At 56.4% G+C, this 18,707-nt stretch carries 16 protein-coding genes; 7 read left to right on the top strand and 9 right to left on the bottom strand.

Going from position 1 to position 18,707, the window contains the following annotated elements; translation table 11 throughout:
* Nucleotides 1–39 precede the first annotated feature (39 nt).
* Nucleotides 40–1,188 (bottom strand): glycosyltransferase, encoded by a 1,149-nt coding sequence (locus O77CONTIG1_RS21685; RefSeq protein ID WP_068515057.1) that lies wholly within the window; start codon nt 1,186–1,188, stop codon nt 40–42.
* Between the two features lie 9 nt (nt 1,189–1,197).
* Here O77CONTIG1_RS21685 and O77CONTIG1_RS25025 point away from each other — a divergent pair, with 9 nt between their 5' ends.
* A complete protein-coding gene (locus O77CONTIG1_RS25025; protein ID WP_156435579.1) occupies nt 1,198–1,419 on the top strand; it encodes a hypothetical protein in 222 nt (73 codons plus the stop codon).
* A 26-nt stretch (nt 1,420–1,445) separates the two neighbouring features.
* Entirely contained in the window at nt 1,446–2,573 is a 1,128-nt protein-coding gene (locus O77CONTIG1_RS21680) for a transporter substrate-binding domain-containing protein (protein WP_225894639.1), read from the top strand.
* Between the two features lie 259 nt (nt 2,574–2,832).
* Here O77CONTIG1_RS21680 and alaS read toward each other — a convergent pair whose 3' ends face one another.
* Both alaS and O77CONTIG1_RS28230 read right to left on the bottom strand, forming a co-directional pair.
* Entirely contained in the window at nt 2,833–4,776 is a 1,944-nt protein-coding gene (gene alaS, locus O77CONTIG1_RS21675) for an alanine--tRNA ligase (RefSeq protein WP_317134159.1), read from the bottom strand.
* A 53-nt stretch (nt 4,777–4,829) separates the two neighbouring features.
* Nucleotides 4,830–5,513: an alanine--tRNA ligase-related protein gene (locus O77CONTIG1_RS28230; protein WP_317134158.1), complete on the bottom strand. Its 684-nt coding sequence runs from the start codon at nt 5,511–5,513 to the stop codon at nt 4,830–4,832.
* On the opposite strand from O77CONTIG1_RS28230, the gene O77CONTIG1_RS25020 reads away from it, so the two are divergent.
* The 4 genes from O77CONTIG1_RS25020 (at nt 5,494) to O77CONTIG1_RS26445 (ending at nt 10,240) form a co-directional block, all read left to right on the top strand.
* Entirely contained in the window at nt 5,494–6,153 is a 660-nt protein-coding gene (locus O77CONTIG1_RS25020; protein ID WP_156435577.1) for a hypothetical protein, read from the top strand. The two genes, O77CONTIG1_RS28230 and O77CONTIG1_RS25020, sit on opposite strands and share 20 nt — an antisense overlap.
* 1,173 nt (nt 6,154–7,326) lie before the next feature.
* Nucleotides 7,327–8,370 (top strand): diguanylate cyclase, encoded by a 1,044-nt coding sequence (locus O77CONTIG1_RS21665; RefSeq protein ID WP_068515047.1) that lies wholly within the window; start codon nt 7,327–7,329, stop codon nt 8,368–8,370.
* Nucleotides 8,367–9,149 carry a M15 family metallopeptidase gene (locus O77CONTIG1_RS21660; protein WP_084782905.1) on the top strand — a complete coding sequence of 261 codons (783 nt, stop codon included), beginning with the start codon at nt 8,367–8,369 and terminating at the stop codon, nt 9,147–9,149. The genes O77CONTIG1_RS21665 and O77CONTIG1_RS21660 overlap by 4 nt, the downstream gene beginning before the upstream one ends.
* A gap of 272 nt (nt 9,150–9,421) precedes the next feature.
* Nucleotides 9,422–10,240, top strand: a complete 819-nt coding sequence (locus O77CONTIG1_RS26445) for a CAP domain-containing protein (RefSeq protein WP_225894638.1) — start codon at nt 9,422–9,424, stop codon at nt 10,238–10,240.
* A 325-nt stretch (nt 10,241–10,565) separates the two neighbouring features.
* On the opposite strand, the gene O77CONTIG1_RS21650 is transcribed toward O77CONTIG1_RS26445, so the two are convergent.
* The gene (locus O77CONTIG1_RS21650; RefSeq protein ID WP_286132457.1) at nt 10,566–10,961 is read right to left on the bottom strand and encodes a DUF1499 domain-containing protein; all 396 of its coding nucleotides are present in this window, start codon (nt 10,959–10,961) and stop codon (nt 10,566–10,568) included.
* Between the two features lie 445 nt (nt 10,962–11,406).
* Here O77CONTIG1_RS21650 and O77CONTIG1_RS21645 point away from each other — a divergent pair, with 445 nt between their 5' ends.
* On the top strand, nt 11,407–11,886 hold the full coding sequence (locus O77CONTIG1_RS21645) for a hypothetical protein (RefSeq protein WP_068515043.1): 480 nt from the start codon (nt 11,407–11,409) through the stop codon (nt 11,884–11,886).
* 332 nt (nt 11,887–12,218) lie between these two features.
* Here O77CONTIG1_RS21645 and O77CONTIG1_RS28225 read toward each other — a convergent pair whose 3' ends face one another.
* From O77CONTIG1_RS28225 to O77CONTIG1_RS21620, 5 genes are all read right to left on the bottom strand, one after another.
* Complete coding sequence (locus tag O77CONTIG1_RS28225) at nt 12,219–13,940, bottom strand: ROK family protein (protein ID WP_084782903.1); 1,722 nt, start codon at nt 13,938–13,940, stop codon at nt 12,219–12,221.
* A gap of 7 nt (nt 13,941–13,947) precedes the next feature.
* The gene (locus tag O77CONTIG1_RS21635) at nt 13,948–14,838 is read right to left on the bottom strand and encodes an ABC transporter permease (protein ID WP_068515040.1); all 891 of its coding nucleotides are present in this window, start codon (nt 14,836–14,838) and stop codon (nt 13,948–13,950) included.
* A 170-nt stretch (nt 14,839–15,008) separates the two neighbouring features.
* A complete protein-coding gene (gene nei / locus O77CONTIG1_RS21630) occupies nt 15,009–15,926 on the bottom strand; it encodes an endonuclease VIII (RefSeq protein WP_068515037.1) in 918 nt (305 codons plus the stop codon).
* 284 nt (nt 15,927–16,210) lie between these two features.
* Nucleotides 16,211–16,984 (bottom strand): ABC transporter permease, encoded by a 774-nt coding sequence (locus O77CONTIG1_RS21625; protein ID WP_068515034.1) that lies wholly within the window; start codon nt 16,982–16,984, stop codon nt 16,211–16,213.
* A 105-nt stretch (nt 16,985–17,089) separates the two neighbouring features.
* Nucleotides 17,090–18,418, bottom strand: coding sequence for a hemolysin family protein (locus O77CONTIG1_RS21620; protein WP_068515032.1), 1,329 nt, complete (start codon nt 18,416–18,418; stop codon nt 17,090–17,092).
* Nucleotides 18,419–18,707: the final 289 nt, after the last annotated feature.

Raw genomic sequence — 18,707 nt, 5'->3', positions numbered from 1 at the left:
CCGTGACATGCGGCGTTGGGGTTCTACTGCTATGCTCCGTCACGCTATTCCTGCCAGTAGGTGCTGCAACTGAGCGTGGATCTCGGCATTTACGTGGTCAATGTGAAAGCGGTGGCTGGCGAAAGATTGGGCGGCGATCGCCCTCCGCCCTCCTGTTTCTGGCTGCTGGAAACACTGCTGTATCGCAGCGGCCAGCGCAACGGCATCACCCGGCGACGTAAGCCAGCCCGTTTTTTCTGGATCAATCAATTCCCTCACGCCGCCTGCGTCGGCGGCAACGACCGGGCGACCACAGAGCATTCCTTCCACCACAACGCGCCCAAAGGGTTCCGGGGCGGTAGAGGTGTGGGCGATCAGGTCACAGGCGTGCATTAGCGAGACCACGTCGGACTGGAAACCCAAGAACCGGACGCGATCGCCCAGCCCCAGCGCCTCGACCTGCCGCCACAATTGTTTCGCATACCCTTCTTCGCCAAACAGCGCCTCACCCACCAGCACAGCGGCGACCGACAGCGGGCACGCTGCCAGCGCCTCGAGCAGCACATGCTGCCCTTTCCACGGCGACAATCGACTAAAATGCCCGACCACAAAGGAATTCTCTAGCCCCCAGGCTCGTCGCAGCGTCTCGCGGTCTTGAGCAGGTTGGCGATAGAGGTCGGGTTGGAAGCCGTTGTAGATCACAACCGTGCGATCGCCCTTTGCGCCTGCGTCGATGAGCGCCTGCCGACTGGCTTGGGAATTGGCAATCACCAGCGCGGCCCGATTGGCCAGCGCTACGGCGATGCGGCGGTTGGTGGGGCTGAAGTGGTCAAGCGAGAGGATGTCATGCAGGTGATAGACCAGCGGGCGGCGGGTCAGAAAGCTGGCGATCGCCCCCACCACCAGCGCTTTTTGCGTATTGGCGTAAATCAGGTCATAATCTCGCGCCAGCTTCGCCACACGACCGATCAGCGGTGCAAGCTGCTTTAGGCTCATCAAGCCTTGCCGCAGCCCGCTTTCTTTGCGGACTCGCAGCCCGTCCTGCATCAGCACTTGCACCGGGATCTGGCGCTGCTCCAGCAGAGTTTTGAACGAACCGTCGGCAAACAGGGCCACTCGGCAGGTTTCCCGATAGGGCGCAGCGATGTCGAGCAGGCAAAGCTCCGCGCCGCCTGGTTTGCCGCTTTGGTCGAGAAACAGAATTTTCATCAGTCGGGGATGAATCTGGAAGACCTGTCAGAGAAATTGTCTGGAAACAGCGGATCAGGTTTGATTTTGGATTTTAGATTTTGGATTTTAGATTTTGGATTTTGGCAGGTTTTGGCAAGATTTTGGCAACCTGTGTCGCCGGGATGCTTGGCATTCTCAATCATCGTATTGGAAACTGGCGTATTGGAAACGGCTGCAACGGCTAGTACAGTGTCGGCATGGGAGGCGTGAGAAACTGCGTGGGACAGAGACGGAAGGTGGCATGGGATGTCAGATGGAAGGCAGCAGTGTGGGCGGTCGGCTGTGTGCTGGCGGTGGAGGGGGTTGGCACAGGAGACAGTTGGGCCCAGACGGCTCAACTGTCTCCTGTGCCTTCGCCCATGCTGGCAGAGCGATCGCTCCGGGTGGGCGTAAAGCCGATTGAGCCGTTTGTGTTTGCCGCAGAGCAGGGCAACCCGACGGGCTATAGCATTGACCTGTGGACGGCGATCGCCCCCCAGATCAACGCCCAAACCCAGTATGTGGTCTATGACACTACGCCGGAACTGCTGGATGCCTTGCGCCGGGGCGAAGTCGATGTGGCGATCGCGGGCATTTCCATCACCGCCAGCCGAGAAGCCACAGGACTCGACTTTTCTCACCCCACCTATGAGGCCGGGCTGCAATTACTGGTGATGCGATCGCAAAAATCCCAGGTTGCTCGGCTGCTCGATTATCTAGGCGGCGGCAGAGCCTTGCAAGCGGTCGGACGTGTTTTGCTTAGCTCGATCGTTGTCGGATTTTTGATTTGGCTATTTGAACGGCGACACAATTCCCACTTTCAGCATGGGCCCCTAGCGGGCATCGGTCAAGGCATCTGGTTTGCCGTGGTGACGCTGGGCACTTTCGGCTATGGCGATGTCACGCCTGTGGGCCTACCGGGGCGCATTGTGGCGGGTCTCTGGATGGGGGTTAGCTTTTTCATCCTGGCGGATTTTATCTCGGCGATGACGACTGCCCGCCAGCAGGCCGCTCCGGTGCAAAGCCTGAGCGACCTTGCCGGACAGCCCATCGGTGCAAGCCAGGGCACAACTGCCGATTCGTTTTTGCAGACCAAACCCGTGAAGCGGGTGCCGCTGGCGGATTTAGAAGCCTCGCTGAGGGCATTGCGGTCGGGCGAAGTGGTGGCAATTGTGATAGACCGTCCTGTGGCAGAATACCTGACGGTTCAAGAGCCTGACCTGGTGATGGCGGGCGATCGCCTCAGCCAGGAACACTACGGCATTGCCCTGAGGGAAGGCGACGACCTCCGCGAAGACATCAACCGCGCCCTGCTAACCCTGCAAGAAAAGGAATACTTCGAGTTTTTGTGCCGCAAATGGTTTGGAGAGCCGCAGCAGCAGTGATTAGGACATCCTTAGAACTTACGCAGTTGGACAATTTCTCGCGGGCGCAACCTGTGAGAAATTGTCCAAAACCCAAAGCGCTTATCGCAAGTGCGTAAGCCCTGATCCTATTAACCTGGCAATATTTTGATCTGCATTCCGAACCCCCTCATCCCCCAGCCGCTTCTTCCAGAGCGGGCTTAACGCCTTCGGGTTACCAGAAATGGTGAGGGAGGTTGGCAACGTTGCACATCTCGTTTGGACGTTTAGCCTAGAGCGGCTAACCTAGAGCGGCATGAATCTGCGATCGCGCTTCTTTCAGTGCCTCTGCTAGCTTGCTGGGGTCGCGGCCGCCGGCCTGGGCAAAGTTGGGTCGGCCGCCGCCGCCGCCGCCGCAGAGTTTGGCGATCGCCCCGATCAGCTTTCCGGCTTGCAGTCCTTTTTGGTTGACCGTTGGGCTAAAGGCGGCGACGAGGGCGACTTTATCGGTAGCGGGTGCAGAACCCAGGAAAACTGCACCTTCGCCTAGCTTTTGCAGCAGGCGCTCAGCGGCGGTTTTCAGCGCATCTGCGTCGGCACCGGGCATTTCTGCCACCAGGATTTTGAAATCGCCCAGCGTCTCTGCTTGGTCGAGCAGTTGGTTAGACTGGGCGATCGCCAGTTCTGCTTTCAACGCGGCGAGTTCTTTCTGAGTCGCCTTTAGCTCGTCCTGAAGCGCGGTGATGCGGTCGGGAATCTCTTCGGGCTTGGCTTTGAAGCGATCGCCCAAGTCGCGCACCACCCTGTCACGCAGGTTCAGGTATTCCAGCACCGCAGGCCCCGCAACGGCCTCGATGCGGCGTACCCCAGCAGACACGCCCGTTTCTGAGATGATCTTGAACAGACCAATTTCGGCCGTGTTGCTGACGTGGGTGCCGCCGCACAGTTCCATCGACACACCAGGAAAGTCGATGACGCGCACTTCGTCGGCATATTTTTCGCCAAACATGGCGGTTGCGCCCTTCGCTTTGGCGGTAGCCAGCGGCATGATCGACACATCAGCGGCGTGGGCTTCGGCGATCCAGGTGTTCACCTGGTCTTCGATCTGCTGAATTTCCTCCGCCGTCAGCGGCCGAGCCAGGTTATAGTCAAACCGCAGTCGGTCAAAGGCGACCATTGATCCCTGCTGACCAATGTTCTCATCAATGAGTTTCTTTAGCGCGGCCTGAAGCAGGTGCGTCGCCGTGTGGTTGGCTTGGGCGCGGCGGCGGCAAGCGAGGTCGATCTGGGCAGTGAGGCGATCGCCCGTTTTCAGCGTGCCCGCTTCCACGGTGCCAAAGTGAACGAAAATCGCGCCATCCTTTTGCACGTCTTGAACGCGCACCCGCAGTCCTGCTTCACCCAGCAGAACGCCGCGATCGCCCACCTGCCCGCCCGATTCAGCATAAAACGGCGTTTGGTCGAGAATCACCTGCACGTCGGTTCCCGCAGCGGCCGTGTCCACAGGCTTGCCCTGCACTAGCACCAGCTTCACCTCTGCCTCCGCTTGCGGCTGGGTATAGCCCAGGAAACTGGTTTCATGCAGGTTCTCCGCCAGCGTGTCGAGGCTGCCCTGCACGGTGAGGTCGATGGTTTCGTGGGCGGCCCGAGCGCGATCGCGCTGTTTCTCCATCTCTACTTCAAAGCCGTCGGTGTCCACCGTCAGTCCTGCTTCTTCGGCGATTTCCTGGGTTAGCTCCAGCGGAAAGCCGTAGGTGTCGTAGAGCGTGAAGGCATCCTGTCCCGAAATCTGCCCCTTTGCAGGCAACTTGGCCATGATGTCTGCCAGCAGCTTTTCGCCGCGCTCCAGGGTTTCCAGAAAACGGGATTCTTCTAGCGCCAGTTCAGCCTTGATGGCTCTTTCGCGCTGGCGCAGGTTGGGGTAGGCGGCTTCAGCAAGGGCGATCGCCGACTCGGCAACTTGCGTAATAAACGGCTGCCCAATGCCAATCAGCCGACCGTGGCGCACCACGCGGCGAATCAGGCGACGCAGCACATAGCCGCGCCCCAGGTTAGAGGCATTCACGCCGTCCGCAATCAAATGCGTTACCGCCCGCACATGGTCGCCAATCACCTTCAGCGAGGTTTTGGTCTTGTCGTCACACGCAGCATAGTCCAGCCCTGCAATCTGCGCTGCGGCCTGGATAATCGGGAAAATTAGGTCAGTTTCGTAGTTGTTCGGCACGCGCTGGAGAATCTGCGCCATTCGCTCCAACCCCATGCCCGTGTCGATGTTCTGCGCCGACAGGGGAGTCAGGGTTACCCTCCCGCATCCTGGTTATATTGCATAAACACCAGGTTATAGAACTCGATGAAGCGGGTGTCGTCTTCTAGATCGATATGATCATCGCCCCGCTCTGGGTGAAAGTCGTAGTAAATCTCAGAGCAGGGGCCGCAGGGGCCCGTCGGGCCAGACTGCCAGAAGTTGTCCTTCTCATCCATCCGTTTAATGCGGGCTTCGGGAATGCCGATCTGGTCGCGCCAGATGGCGAACGCTTCGTCGTCTTCTCGAAACACACTGACCACCAATCGTTCTGGGGGCAGCTTGAAGACTTCGGTCGAGAGTTCCCACGCCCAGGCGATCGCCTTTTCTTTGAAATAGTCGCCAAAGCTAAAGTTGCCCAGCATTTCAAAAAAGGTGTGGTGACGAGCCGTGCGGCCAACGTTCTCGATGTCGTTGGTGCGGATGCACTTTTGTGAGGTGGTGGCGCGGGGAAATTCGGCGGCCCGCTGCCCCAGGAAAATTGGCTTGAACGGCAGCATTCCGGCGATCGTCAGCAGCACCGTCGGATCTTCGGGCACCAGCGACGCGCTGGGGAGAACCTGATGCCCCCGCTCGGCGTAGAAGTCGAGAAAGGTCTGGCGAATCTGCGCCCCGCTGAGGTTGGGCGGCTGGGTCAAAGCGGCAGAAGGGGACGGCGATTTGGGCGGCGATTTAGGCATAGATCAACTCGAAACAGGCCGAGAGAAGAACTGGATGATGGGGCTGCAAGCGGTTGGCGGCAGAGCGGAAATGGAGGGTATGGCTCAGGATAGGGGCGATCGCACCAGATCTCGATGTCCCCAAGGCGGCTGGTCAAGCGGCGCAGGCGGTCGGCTGCAAACCAAGCACTGGTCATCCAGACACCGCCAGACACTTGGAACAAGGGCTGGAACGACGACAAATCTTATCAAAAATCCTGGTTACTACGATCTTGCAATCTGCCTGGCAGATTCAGCAACCCAAAAATCAGGAAATGCTGAGAGAATTTTGCCGGACTTTGGGTATTCTGACAGAACCCATCAGCACCGCCTCCGCAACGGGGCATTGATACCACAAAAAACAGCCAGAAAACAGCAAAATAGCAGTCTTGAGCCGGATTGCTTAATCCAGCCATCAGCGGGATTTATAATGCGCGATCGCGCAGCCGCCGCCCACAATTTCGCAGAATCAAACAGGACTCAATCAGCAATCCCGCATGAATTTGACCCGCATGAATTTGGGGTGATGTTTTGTTGGGGTGACGTTTTTGATAATGAATGTCCTGGGATTTCTCTATGTGCTCAGGCAGCAGGTCGTGCTAGTTTCAGAACTGGCGATTGAATAACTGACCAAAATCCTCCAAGCTGGACTTTATTGAACCAAAATTGGCGTTGAGCAGTCTAGGTGCTGAGCAGTCTAAATGATTTCTAATCGCCTGACTGCTGATCCAGGCATTGCAGACGACAGGGGTTCAGAGTCCTGCTTGCAACGCTAGCAGCATACCCAGTCTGTCCGGTCGGTTCTGATGTAGGTTTCTTTGCATTTTGGAACCTGCATTTGACTCTTTAGACGATAGACTGTTGTTTTTGACTCTTATGTTGTTTGCGGGCCGTTGCACTTAGGATCTGGGCAGGGCTGCTTTGACTGACGTGTGTGGCTTCTGAGATGGGCTGCTCCGTCTGCTTACGCTTCTCCTTCTTTCATTTCACTCCTCTCACTATCCTGGGCTATGCATCGTTTGTAACGCTGCATAGCTTGCGTGTTACCTGTTTCGGAATCTCCGTTGTCGAGGATGAATCTGTTGTAACCTCAATTCTCGATTTTGAACCTGCGATTTTGGATTGCTAGTCAAGCGTCTGCGAGACTTCCAGCAATTTTATTTGTGGCGACACTCAGGAGAGTTGATATTAGCGGTCATTCAGGAGTCGCCGTATTTGCCGTTCAGGTCTGTTGCAGGATTGAATTAAATAGATGCCTAAAGAGATGCCTAAAGTTATGGAGGTATGCAGCTTGGGATTTAATAAATCGTATTCGAGTCGAGTATATTCTTATACCTGCCAAGAACGGAATGAATTGGGAAGCCTTGTAGAGCAAGAAATTTGTTCTGCAAATTCCGAAATAGCAGATTCGGCTAATGTATCCATTTCTATCCGTAGTTTCATTGGGTCGAAGGATGTGTATCCCGAACTATCGCCGCAATTATCTTGGGGACTTTTTGAACCAGGTTTCATTGGGTTAAAGGATGGGTTTCCCGAACCAATCTTGCGTTGATTCTATTTTTAATGCCCCATGTAGCTTTTAATGTACTACGCAGCGTAAGAATCTCCGCCTAAATTTCTTTTGCAGGATTGCTTTTGCAAGGTCGAGTCTAACGATACGCCTTATTTTCTCTCTGAATATGATTTTGCGGCTGGAGAGGGTTCTCTTCAAGCTGTTTAGGCATTGGTTAGCTTAGGCAAGCAGCGGTGAGTTCAATGTTGGTCTTTTAAACTTTCGAGGTAGGCTCCGCATTCCATGGACGCTTCGATTCTCATTGTGGGGGATCGCGAATTTCTGGCATCCCTTTCGGCTCTGACTTCTGATCTGACTGCGTTTACCCTGGAGGTTGCGCCCAATCCGCATGAAGCGACACCGCTGATTCAGGCTCAACAACCCGATTTGCTGATTATCCAGGCGACCCAGCCGGGCAGTCTGGACTTGTGTCAAAGGGTAAAGGCGCAAAGCCATCTGGCGTGGATCTATTGTGTGGTTGTGGATGATCGACAGCCGCCTGCGCTGGGCGAATTGGGCGATCGCCCCCAAGAGGGCGTGCAACTGGAAACTTCGGCACTGATGATGGGTGCAGATGCCTGTGTGGAGCTATGGCGAGCCAAGTTGCAAGACAAGTCTGCTGAAAAAGATGCCCAGTCGCTGATCAGTGCCCATGTGCAGGCGGGGCTGCGGCGTGTGCAAAACCATCGAGAGTTAATTCGCACCAATGATATTTTATCGGCGATCGCCCTGTCAGACCCGCTCACCGAGCTAAACAACCGCCGCGCCTTTGAGTGGGAACTGCCCCGGCAGATTCATAATGCGCGGCTGCGGGGAATGCCCATTAGCCTGCTGATGCTGGATGTAGACTTCTTTAAAAGCATCAACGACACCTATGGGCATCTGGTGGGCGATCGCGCTCTACAGCTAATTGCGTCGCGGCTGCGCCACAACTTGCGCTTTTATGACACGCCGTTTCGCTATGGCGGCGAAGAGTTTGTGATTATCCTCAGCGACACGGGCAACCAGGAAGCAGAGGCGATCGCCAATCGCATCTGTCGGCTCATCAGCGACCAGCCATTCGTCATCGACGACTCTCTGGATCTCAACATCACTATCAGCGCGGGCACTGCATCGCTGATAGCACAGGACGATGCGCGAGGCATCAGCCTGCTGCGACGGGCCGACCAAAACCTGCTGCGGGCAAAGGCGCTGGGGCGAAATCGGGTCGTCGGCGGTCAAGAAAACGATGCACCGGGCGAAAGCAGTTCGGGCAATTCCGATTCTCCTCTCCCGCGAGAATCATGAAACCCTATCAGCAAGTGGCGATTCAGGAATGTGGTGAGCCGCTGGTGGAACTTCCCGCCGATGAATTTGCGCGGGTGGAACCCCATCCCTACGCGGTGCTGGGTGCGCCCTATGACGATCGCTCTCCGTTTTTTGTGCGGCAGGGCGTGCTGGAGCGGCTGCGGCTGGCCCAGGCAAACTTGCAGGAACGCTGCCCCGGCTGGCGCATCCAAATCTTCGATGCCTATCGCCCCATTGCCGTGCAGCAGTTCATGGTGGACTATACCTTTCAAGACCTAGTGCGATCGCACGGACTCGACCCTGCCAATCTCAGCGAAGCCCAGCAGCATGACTTCTGGCAGCAGGTCTACCAGTTTTGGGCCGTGCCAAACCACAACCCCGCCACGCCCCCACCCCACAGCACGGGCGCAGCCGTCGATGTCACCCTGCTCGATGCCAGCGGTCAACCCGCCGAGATGGGTTCTTCAATCGACGAACTCAGCCCCCGCTCCTACCCCGATTACTTTGCGCCTTACGCCGACCCCACTTCCGACCGCTATGACCCAGCGCGGGCGATCGCTCACCGAAACCGCCAGCATCTAGCTACCGCCATGCAGTCGGCGGGGTTCTGTCGCCATCCCAATGAATGGTGGCATTTTTCGATCGGCGATCAGCTTTGGGCCTGGCTCAAAACTTCAGATCACTTGGCGCTGGCCCGGTCAAATTCGGCTTGTGCAAATTTAGACGACACGGTGGACAATGCAAACCAGCACGTAGTTGCACGATATGGTGCGGTTTGAATTGATACCCGAAGGTGTAGAAGCAATAGTACAAGTGTATTAATTTCTGCACGAAATTATTCGATATCTAAATTTGATATCTTTTTTAGGATGGGCGATCGCTCTTCAACGGTATTGAAATAGATGAAATCAGGCGAATTCAGGTCAAGCTTTTATTCGCTTGACAGTTCGTAATTTAAGTGTAAAGAGTCTCCGTGTATACCGGGTTGGCGCTGGCTGTACGGATGGGTCTTACTGGAAGAGTCCACCCGATAGGCAGTCATCCACGTGATATGCAAAAAGACACTGCTGGAAACACCTTTGCAACGGCCCGCAGGCTCCGCTTCTCTTCTGGGAAGCTGAACCTCACCGATTGGGTCGGCTCTGGCGATCGGGATGACATCTACCGCCTCAATTTCAGTAAATCAAGCAATTTCACCATTGCGGCTTCGGGAACAGGTAGTGGCATAGGGGCGATCGCCCATCTAATCCAAGACCTGAACAACAACGGCCGCCTCGATGCCAACGAGGTTAAAGGCAGAATGCCTATTCGCCCTGGGCAATCCAACACGCTAGCCGCCAAAAACCTGACGGGCACATTCTTCCTCAGAGTCCGCAGCCAGGGTGGCAGTCTCAATTACAACCTGGCAATGGAAACGACCCCATCGGATACATCCTCCAGTAGTGGCACTCGCGAAACCCAGCCGACTGGGTTCATTGCCGAGGTGCTGCGGCTGACCAATGCGTTTCGCCAGCAAAATGGCCTGCGGCCGCTGTCTTATAACAGCAAGCTGAGTAATGCAGCCCAGAGGCACAGCCTCAATATGGCGAATCAGGACTTCTTTAGCCACACGGGCAAAGACGGCTCTACCTTTAGTCAGCGGGTTACGGCGGCCGGATATCAGTGGTCGTTCACGGGCGAAAACATTGCTGCGGGCTACACCACGCCTCAGGCCGTGGTCAATGCTTGGATCAACAGCCCCGGACATCGGGCGGCGATGCTCAATCCCAACTATCAGGACATCGGCATCGGCTACCACTACCTCGCCAATGACACTGGCCAGGTGAATTATTACCACTATTGGACGCAGAACTTTGGCAAGCCCCTGTAGGGCTGGAGTTCGATTTTGGATTTGCGATTTTGGATTGCTAGTCGAGCGTTTGCAGGGCTTTCGGCAATTTAATTCGTAACGCTACTGAAGAGAGATTGATATCAAAGGGTGAGGGCAAGCCTTGCAAGACAGTTTGGTTTGCACAGCAAGACAGTTTGGTTTGCACAGCAAAACGAAGGCGAGAATGTGCTGCGTTCTCGCCTCTTTTTTTACAAAGTTTTTTGGCAGAAAATGAAGAGAGTTTTTGGACTATGGGACAGAGCGATCGCCCCAACCCTCTTGCTCAATCTAAAATCCCCAATCCAAAATTCCCAATCCAAAATCTCTACAGCTTAGCCCGAATTTCCTCAACTCGCTTGCGATTCACGCCCAAATCAGACTGACCCAGGCGCGAGGCTGATCGCACCTGCACCACGCCCGCCGCCTCGTCTACGTAGAACTCCACATCGTCCACAAACCCCATCAGCGCACTGGTGAACTCGGCGTAGAGGTAATGATCAGACTCGGTGATGATCTGGGTGCGCGGCATGGCGGTAATGATGCCCTTGAGACGGGCGATCGCCTCCGCGGGTGAGCCGCTATAGCTCAGGGGCGCAATGTAATGCTCGGCATCCGACCCCAGAGCTTGACTATTGACGCAGTTGGGTGAGCCAGGGCAAGCTGTCAGTTTACCGTCCTTTACTCCCAGATTGGTGGGACGCGATCCAGAAAAAGAAAACAACGAAGCACCTCCAGAAGATTCAGCAAACATGGTCACAGAGATCGAGATCGGAGAAACTAAGGTCGAATGCGGAGCCGCCAGCGTTGCTGCCGGACGCATCAAACTGCCTACCAGCAGCATCATCAGAGCAAAGACAGTCAGCCACTTCCATCGATTCATACGTTGCCTCTTTTTTTGGGGTTTATTTACGCCGTTATCGAGCGTTTGGGCGTTTATTCTGACGGCATAGAAACTGCGATTCGACACCCTGCCATAGATTTCATAACAATATCTTTACAATCCTGCCCAACTCAAGCTCGATCCCTCCAAAAAACAAAGAATTGCTCGTTTGCCTGTCATCTAATCTTTGAGAATATTTAGAGAATATTTAAGCTTTATAAAAAGCACATCCTCATTTCCGTATTTCCAGGGATAAGCTAGAAGTCTTCCTGTTTTAAAAATCGTCATGTCTCAGCCTCTAAAATCCAGTATCTCCAGCAATCGCAGTCTTTCTGCGCCTGTCAAATCTTCGCCCCTAGCTGCGCTCAGCGTGCGGACAGCCGCCCGCGCCTCTCAGCGAGAACCCGGAGGAACGCTGGCATCCGCGCTACGGGTCAGACCTATTCCCGGAGCCTTTAATCGGCGAGATTCGGTCAGCCGCTCAGACCGCGACTTGTATCGGCTAGTGGTAAAAAATCCATCCGCCGCGCAGATTGTCTTTCGCAAGTCGGGTGCGCCGACCGTTCAGCTAGCAGTGCTAAATGCCAGGGGCAGAGTGCTGAGGTTTGGCGGGCAGAAGCTGGCGTTTCCTGTGCTGGCGGGGGTTCGCAGGTTTAGCCTGACAGGCCTTATGCCCAGCACTTATTTTGTGCGCGTTTCGACGGCTTCTAGCGCCCCGGTGAACTATCGCCTGCGGCTGAGTGTGTCAAACTTGCCGACCTCCTAGCTGGCAATCAACTCATAACAACGCAATGTGCAACTTTCAATGCAACTTTCAATCTGTACGATTCGTTTGACATTCAAGATAATCGGTTCTCCCCAGGGATAAGGGAGCCACAACGCTTGCTCCCTTTCCTTTTGTTCCCTTTCTTTTGGAAGAGGGCGAGGGTGAGGATTGCAAGAAGCTCAAGCACGAGAAACATGCTTCTGTTCAGCAACGCCCCCCCTCTCCACTGGCTCTCGTTCATGAAGCTGGGGGGAGTGGGCCTCCCCCCCCATCATCTGGGTACGACTATCAGTGCCATCTCCATATACTCAGTGCCATCTCTTTTCTATGGCTCAAACCCCCTCGTCTTCTTCTTGAATCAGGGGCAGGGTTATTTGCAATCGCGACAGTGGATTATCTGCGGTGGGCGTATTCAGCAATTCCAGCCGTCCGCCCATTGCCTCTAGGATAGATTGAAATGCCAGCAGGCCTAATCCCGACGAGAGTTGAGCCACAGGCACATAGCCGCTGCTGCGGGTAATTTTGGGGTTTTGCGATAGAGCAGCTAACTGGTCGAGGGGTTCTTGCCAGGCCTCAGTGGGGCGCATGTCTTCCAGGATGAGATGGGCCAGTTTGGTGGCTGCGTCGATTTCTGCCATCAGGCGAATCGAGCCATCGCGCATGGTGGCGATCGCCCCGCTCACCAGGCTCACCAACCCCTGCTGCAACCACTGCGGATCGGCCAGCACGTAGTAGGCTGGGCTAGGCGGGAGGATTTCTAGCTGCAAATTGCGGTTGCGGGCCAGAAGCTGGGTGCGATCGCCCACTGCCAGAAACGTTCCTGCAAGCTGCACGGGCTGTAGCTCCAGCTTGCGAAAGTCCTGGGAAATGCGCGAAATGGCGATCGCCTGATCCAGCAGCCCCAGCATCTTTTGGGCTGCGCCATTGGCCTGTCGCACAAACTCTCGCTCCTCCTCTGGGCTATCGCACAGATCGTTGAGAATCAACTGCTGTAGCCCGATTACGCCGTTAATGGGCGATCGCAGTTCATGAGACACCCGCGCCAGAAACCCGGCGTTGAACCGCGCCTGTTCGGACGCTAGCCAGTAGGCCATTTCCAGTTGGCGGAGGGATTTGGGGAGCGGCGACTCCCTCCCATCATTCCGCTCCAGTCCATCGCTTTGCAACCCCTGTGCTCTCACCAACTCCCACGCCAGCTTGGCCGCGCCCACCTCACCGGCCTGATTGCCCAGAGCAGCGGGCAAAACTTGCAGCCCTTCGCGGGAACTGGGCAGCACGCGGGTTTGCAGTTCCGCCCACAGCGTCGGGTAGAAAAACTCGAAGCTGGCGCTGATGCCACCGCTGAGGATTACCGCTTCTGGCGTGAGGACATAAACCAGGCTGGCGATGCCCGCGCCGAGGTCGCGCCCATATTCTTGCCAGAAGGCGATCGCCTCCAAATCTCCCGCCTTAGCTCTGCGGCCCAGTTCTCCTGGCTCTAGCCCCGTGCGCCGTCGAATCGCCTGCACCGAGCAATATTGCTCCAGGGAACCACGATTGCCGCTGTTGCATTCTGGCCCCTGCGGATTCAACGTGATTAGCCCCAGTTCGCCGCCCGTGCCCTGTCGCCCCGCAAACAGCCTGCCATCCAGCACGATCGCTCCACCCACGCCCGTCCCCAGCGTCAGCAGGATCACGTCGCGAAAGTTGCGCCCTGCCCCCAGCCAGCTTTCGCCCAGCCCCGCACAGTTGGCATCGTTGGCCAGCACCGTCGGTTTGCCTGTCTTCGCCTCCAGCCAATCTGCCAGGGGCACATCCTGCCAGCCGAGGTTGATGGCAACCCGCGCCACCCGCCCCGCTGCGTCTGCTGGGCCTGGCGTGCCGACCCCAAGGGCGATCGCCTCATTTTGGGGATCAACCTGGGCGATCGCCGCTGCCATTGCCTCGACCACCTGCTCTGGCTGCGGCGGTTGCGGCGTGGGCACGGTCACGGATGCAGCGCACTTTCCCTGAGCGTCATATCGCCCCAGCTTGATCGCCGTGCCGCCGAGGTCGATGCCAATTACGTAGGGCATAGGGATGTTACTTCCAGTTTTCTCGCCGCAGCAGTGGATTAACAAACTCATTCAGCCCTTCGCCAACCAAAGACAGGCCCGTGACCAGCAGCGTCAGGGCGAGGCCGGGGAAGAGGGCGGGCCACCAGATGCCCGTCGGCAGCGCGTCCAGCGCTTGGCGGAGATCTGCGCCCCATTCGGGGGTTTGGTCGGGCAAGCCCAGTCCCAAAAAGCCGAGTCCTCCTAGCGTCAGCGCGGCATCGGCGGCGTTGAGCGTAAACAGCACGGGCACGCTCTGGATCACGTTGGCAAAGAGGTACTTGCTCAAAACGCGCCAAGTGGACGCACCCATCGACTGGGCCGCTTCTATAAATAGCTCGGTTTTGACGCTAACAGTGTGGTTCCGCACGACGCGATAGTACTGCGGCACGTAGGCAATGCTGAGGGCGATCGCCGCATTTAGCACGCCCCGCCCCACCACAAACGCCAGCGTCACCGACAGCAGCAGCCCCGGCAGCGTGTAGATCGTGTCCATGAGAAACAGCAGCACTCGGTCTAGCCAGCCGCCCAAATAGCCGCTCAGCATTCCTAGCGGCACGCCCACCAGCACGCTCAGCGCCGTCGCCAGCACCACTACCTTCAGCGCCGCCTGTGCGCCATAGAGGGTGCGAGCAAAAATGTCGTAGCCCTGTCGATCGGTGCCAAACCAGTGCGCCGCCGACGGTGATTCATGAATTGGGTTCGCCAGCGCCTCCAGCGGGTCTTGCAGCCAGCCCCAGGTGTGAAACAGCGGAGCCAACAGCGCCACCAGCACAAACACTGCCCCGATCGCCACGCCCACCCACATCATTTGCACCGACAAACTCGGCCGCTGTGTCGTGCGTAAAAATCGGAGCGATCGCAAATTGGTAAGCGCCATGCCAAATGGGATTCCAGGAGCAAAAAAGGGAAAAGATCGTGGCCTATTGTCGCACGTCTGAGGAAGCGTGATAGCGAGTTGGGATACTAGCGATTTTGAATTTTGGAGGGGCGATTTTGGATTTTGGAGGGGCGATTTTGGATTTTGGAGGGGCGATTTTGGCGTGCTAGTCAAGCCTCTGCGGGGCTTTCAGGCATTTCATCCGGAGCGCTACTTAAAAAGACAGGACTTACGACAGGCCTTACGCCCTTGCTCTGACAAACCGGACAGTAGTAAATCCGTCGTCCGCCCAGGGTGTCTTTCTCGATTGGCGTTTGGCACACCCAGCAGGGCTGTCCGTCGCGGTTAAACACCCGAAAGCGATACTGCCCACGGCTGAGGCCTTGCTGCTTCAGTTGGGTTACTAGGTTGAGGTCGTTGGTGATGCCGCCGGTGGTGTAGGACTGACGGGAAAGGGCGATCGCCGCCTCAGCCAGTCCAGTTATTTGCTCTGGGGTGCATGCGATGCGCTCTGGGGTGCAATCGATCGGGCGCAGGCTAGGATGCACGCCCGCCACAAACAGCACCTCACTGCGGAGATAGTTGCCCAGGCCGCAGAGGAATTTTTGATCGAGCAGCAGCGACATTAGCCCGCGACGGTGAAAGCGTGGATCGAGAAATCGGGCGGCGACTTGTTCAACGGTGACGGCGGAATCCAGCACGTCGGGGCCGACTTGGCTCCAGAAGGGGTGCTGCAATAGCTCATCTTCGCGCAGCACTTCGATATCCGAGGCGCTGTAGAGCAGGGCAGATTTTTGGCTGTTGTGAATTGCCAAACGGAGTTGACGCTTTGTTTTTGGGAAATCGTAGGCTTTGCGGACGAACCAGATGCCGTAGAGCTGGTTGTGGCTATAGATATTGAGCTGGCAGGCAAAGCGAATCAGCATTCCCTTGCCGCGTGTTTGTACGTTTAGGATGCGATCGCCCCTCAGTTTGTCTTCGTAGGGTTTCAGATGCTCAAAGGCGAAGAAAATATCTTGGACAGGCTCGCGGACTATGGCACGTTCAACTTCGTCCGCAGCACGGCGGATTTCGGGGCCTTCAGGCATATTAGGGCTTAGAGATTGGGGGTTAAGGATTTAAAGCTGGAGGCTGGAGCTATCGAATCATCCGAATCGCTGGCGTTCATCCGATTTGCGTACGATTTTCGTTCTGTTTGCGTAAAAGGCTGAGTGAAATCCGCCAAGTTGCTGATGAATTCAGGAAGCATATCAGAGGGATTTCGAGCTTTTAGGCGTTAATCAGCAATGGGGTCAGCTTTACAGGCTCACAGCCTACCATTTTGGAAAAATCAGCGCAATATTCCTCAACTCTTTTCTGTCCATAGACTCTATCAGTAGCCCGCTAGCTTGCCGCGCCGCTTGGTTTCGCGCTCGGCCAGGTGAAACAGCGTCAAGCCCAGTCCAAAATAAATTGCACCATTCAGCAGCGCCAGCCCAAAGTTGCTGGCCCTGAGCGGCACGCCCCGCGCCATGACATCGCGCATCAGCCCCGCACCGGGAGCCATTGGTAGCAGCATCCCCAGCAGCCGCAGCGGGCCTGACCAGGTTTCTGACGGCACTGCCAGCAAAAACAGCAGCGCAAACTGGAAAATACCCAACAATTGCTGCACCTGCTTCAGCAAGAGCGACAGCGACCCCATCGCAAAGGCCAGCCCGTAGGCTCCTAACAGCACCGTGGCAAAGGCGGGCAAAACCGCAGGTGGAAAGGAGAGCCGCGTGCCCGTGAGCAGCGAAATCACACCCAAAATGCAGGCAATCAGCGTGAGCTGAATCGTCAGGCTGGCTAGCGCCCGCGTCAGGAAGAGCCGGGGCGGGCTGTAGGGCGATAGAAATAGCTGCTCCAGCGTGCCCGTCTGCGCTTCGCGCTGCAAGTTGCCTGCTACGTCGCTCATGATGAACAGCGCCAGTGTCCACAGCACGTAGCCGATGACCACCGCATCGAGGCGATCGCCAAACTGCAAGTCTGGCCCGGCAATATACCGCGCACTCAGAAACAGCCCGTAAAACACGACCGTCGTAATCACAATACCGGCGATCGCCTCGGTGGAGTATCGCAGCAGTTGAATCCAGCTTCGACGCAGTTCGGCCAGAAAAAGTTCGAGCATTGGAAGACCTAGAGGATCGGGGTATCGAAGGATCGAAGCTTAAGGGGATTGGAATGTTTCATCATCGCTTCATTCCATCATCCTGTTATTTTCCTGAATCGCAACTCATCCCCCCATTGCGCTATCGTCCTTCTGCACCACTGGCATCACCAGCATCTTATCTACTCGATTGCCGTCCATATCCATCACCTCAAACCGCAGGTTGTGCCAGTTGAAATAGTCGGCAGCGGTAGGAATCCGGCCGAGTTGCATGATCACGAAGCCCCCCAGCGTTTGATAGTTACCCCGGTCTTCATCCGGCAGTTCGTCAATGTCGAACAGTTCCTTGAGCTTGTCGATGGGCAGCATCCCGTCTAGCAGCCAGGAGCCGTCTTCGCGCTGCACAACGGCCGCTTCAAAGCCGTGGTCTGCCATTGGCACGTCACCGATGATCACTTCCATCACATCGTTGAGCGTGACGATGCCCTGCACCACGCCATATTCATCCACAATAATCGCCAGGTGCGTGCTGGACTGTTTGAACAACTCCAGCACCTTCAGCGCAGGGCTGGATTCGGGCACGAAGAGCGGCTGCCGCAGGTTGCCCGCCAGGTCAAAGGGTTGGCCAGACAGGCTGCGCGACAGCAGATCAGTGACATGAGCCACGCCCAGCACGTTGTCCAGCGTTTCCTGACAGACCAGATAGCGGCTGTGTCCGTTTTCAATCACTTTTTGACGATTGATATGTTCAGGATCATTCAGGTCAAGCCAGACAATTTCCAGGCGTGGGGTCATCAGGCCGCTGACGCGCTGGTCGCCCAGGTGAAAGACGCGCTCTACCATGTCTTGCTCGGCTGCATCAAACATACCGGCCTCTGCACCCTGGCGCACCATCACCTTAATTTCTTCTTCCGTTACCAAGGGTTCATTAGAAGACTGATTCACGCCCACCAGTTTCAGGATGCCTTCGGTGGAAGCGCTTAACAAGTGCACCAGCGGGTAGGCCAGAGAAGAGAGGCAGCGCATGGGGCGAGAGACGGCCCTGGCGATTTTTTCGGGGCTGCTGAGGGCGATGCGCTTGGGCACCAGTTCGCCGATGATCAGCGAGAGGTAGGTGATAGCCAGGACGACGACGCTGAAGGCGATCGCCCCACTGTAGGGTTCAAGCGCGGGAATCTGGGCGATCGCCCCTGCCAGCGTATTCGCAATTGTCGCCCCGCCAAACGCGCCCGCCAGAATGCCAATGAGCGTGATGCCAACCTGCACCGTTGAGAGAAACCGATTGGGAGAAGTCGCCAGTTCTATCGCTGCCTGGGCTTTTTTGTCGCCTCGCTCGGCCATCTCCTGAAGGCGGATTTTGCGGGCAGACACAATCGCCATCTCCGACATCGCAAAGATGCCATTTGCCAAAATCAGCAGCAGCACGATTAAAACTTCAACAGCAACGGAAGGCATTGGTGGCAGTCTCCGGCAGCAGCCCGCGTCCGGCAAAAGGGGCTAGAAACGTCTTTGGAGTTGAGTTTGAAGGGAAGACAAGCTTGCAGGTGCTTGCAGACTCAATTTTGCTAACCAGGTTTGGCAAGCCAAATTGGCACGCGCATCTCGCAAACTTATAGATGAAGGTAGCACCTCGACCAGGGTGAAATTGTAGGATCAGCAGATTTTCTCGCAGGCGGCCAGGGGTCAGCGACAGATTTGACCTGACATCTGGAACCGATTTCCTGAATCCTGGGCCCTGACCCGT

It is taken from the genome of Leptolyngbya sp. O-77, assembly GCF_001548395.1.
In the GTDB taxonomy this organism is placed as follows: domain Bacteria; phylum Cyanobacteriota; class Cyanobacteriia; order Elainellales; family Elainellaceae; genus Thermoleptolyngbya.
The sequence above is the reverse complement of the archived record's forward strand: the minus strand, read 5'-3'. Positions and strand labels throughout refer to the sequence as shown.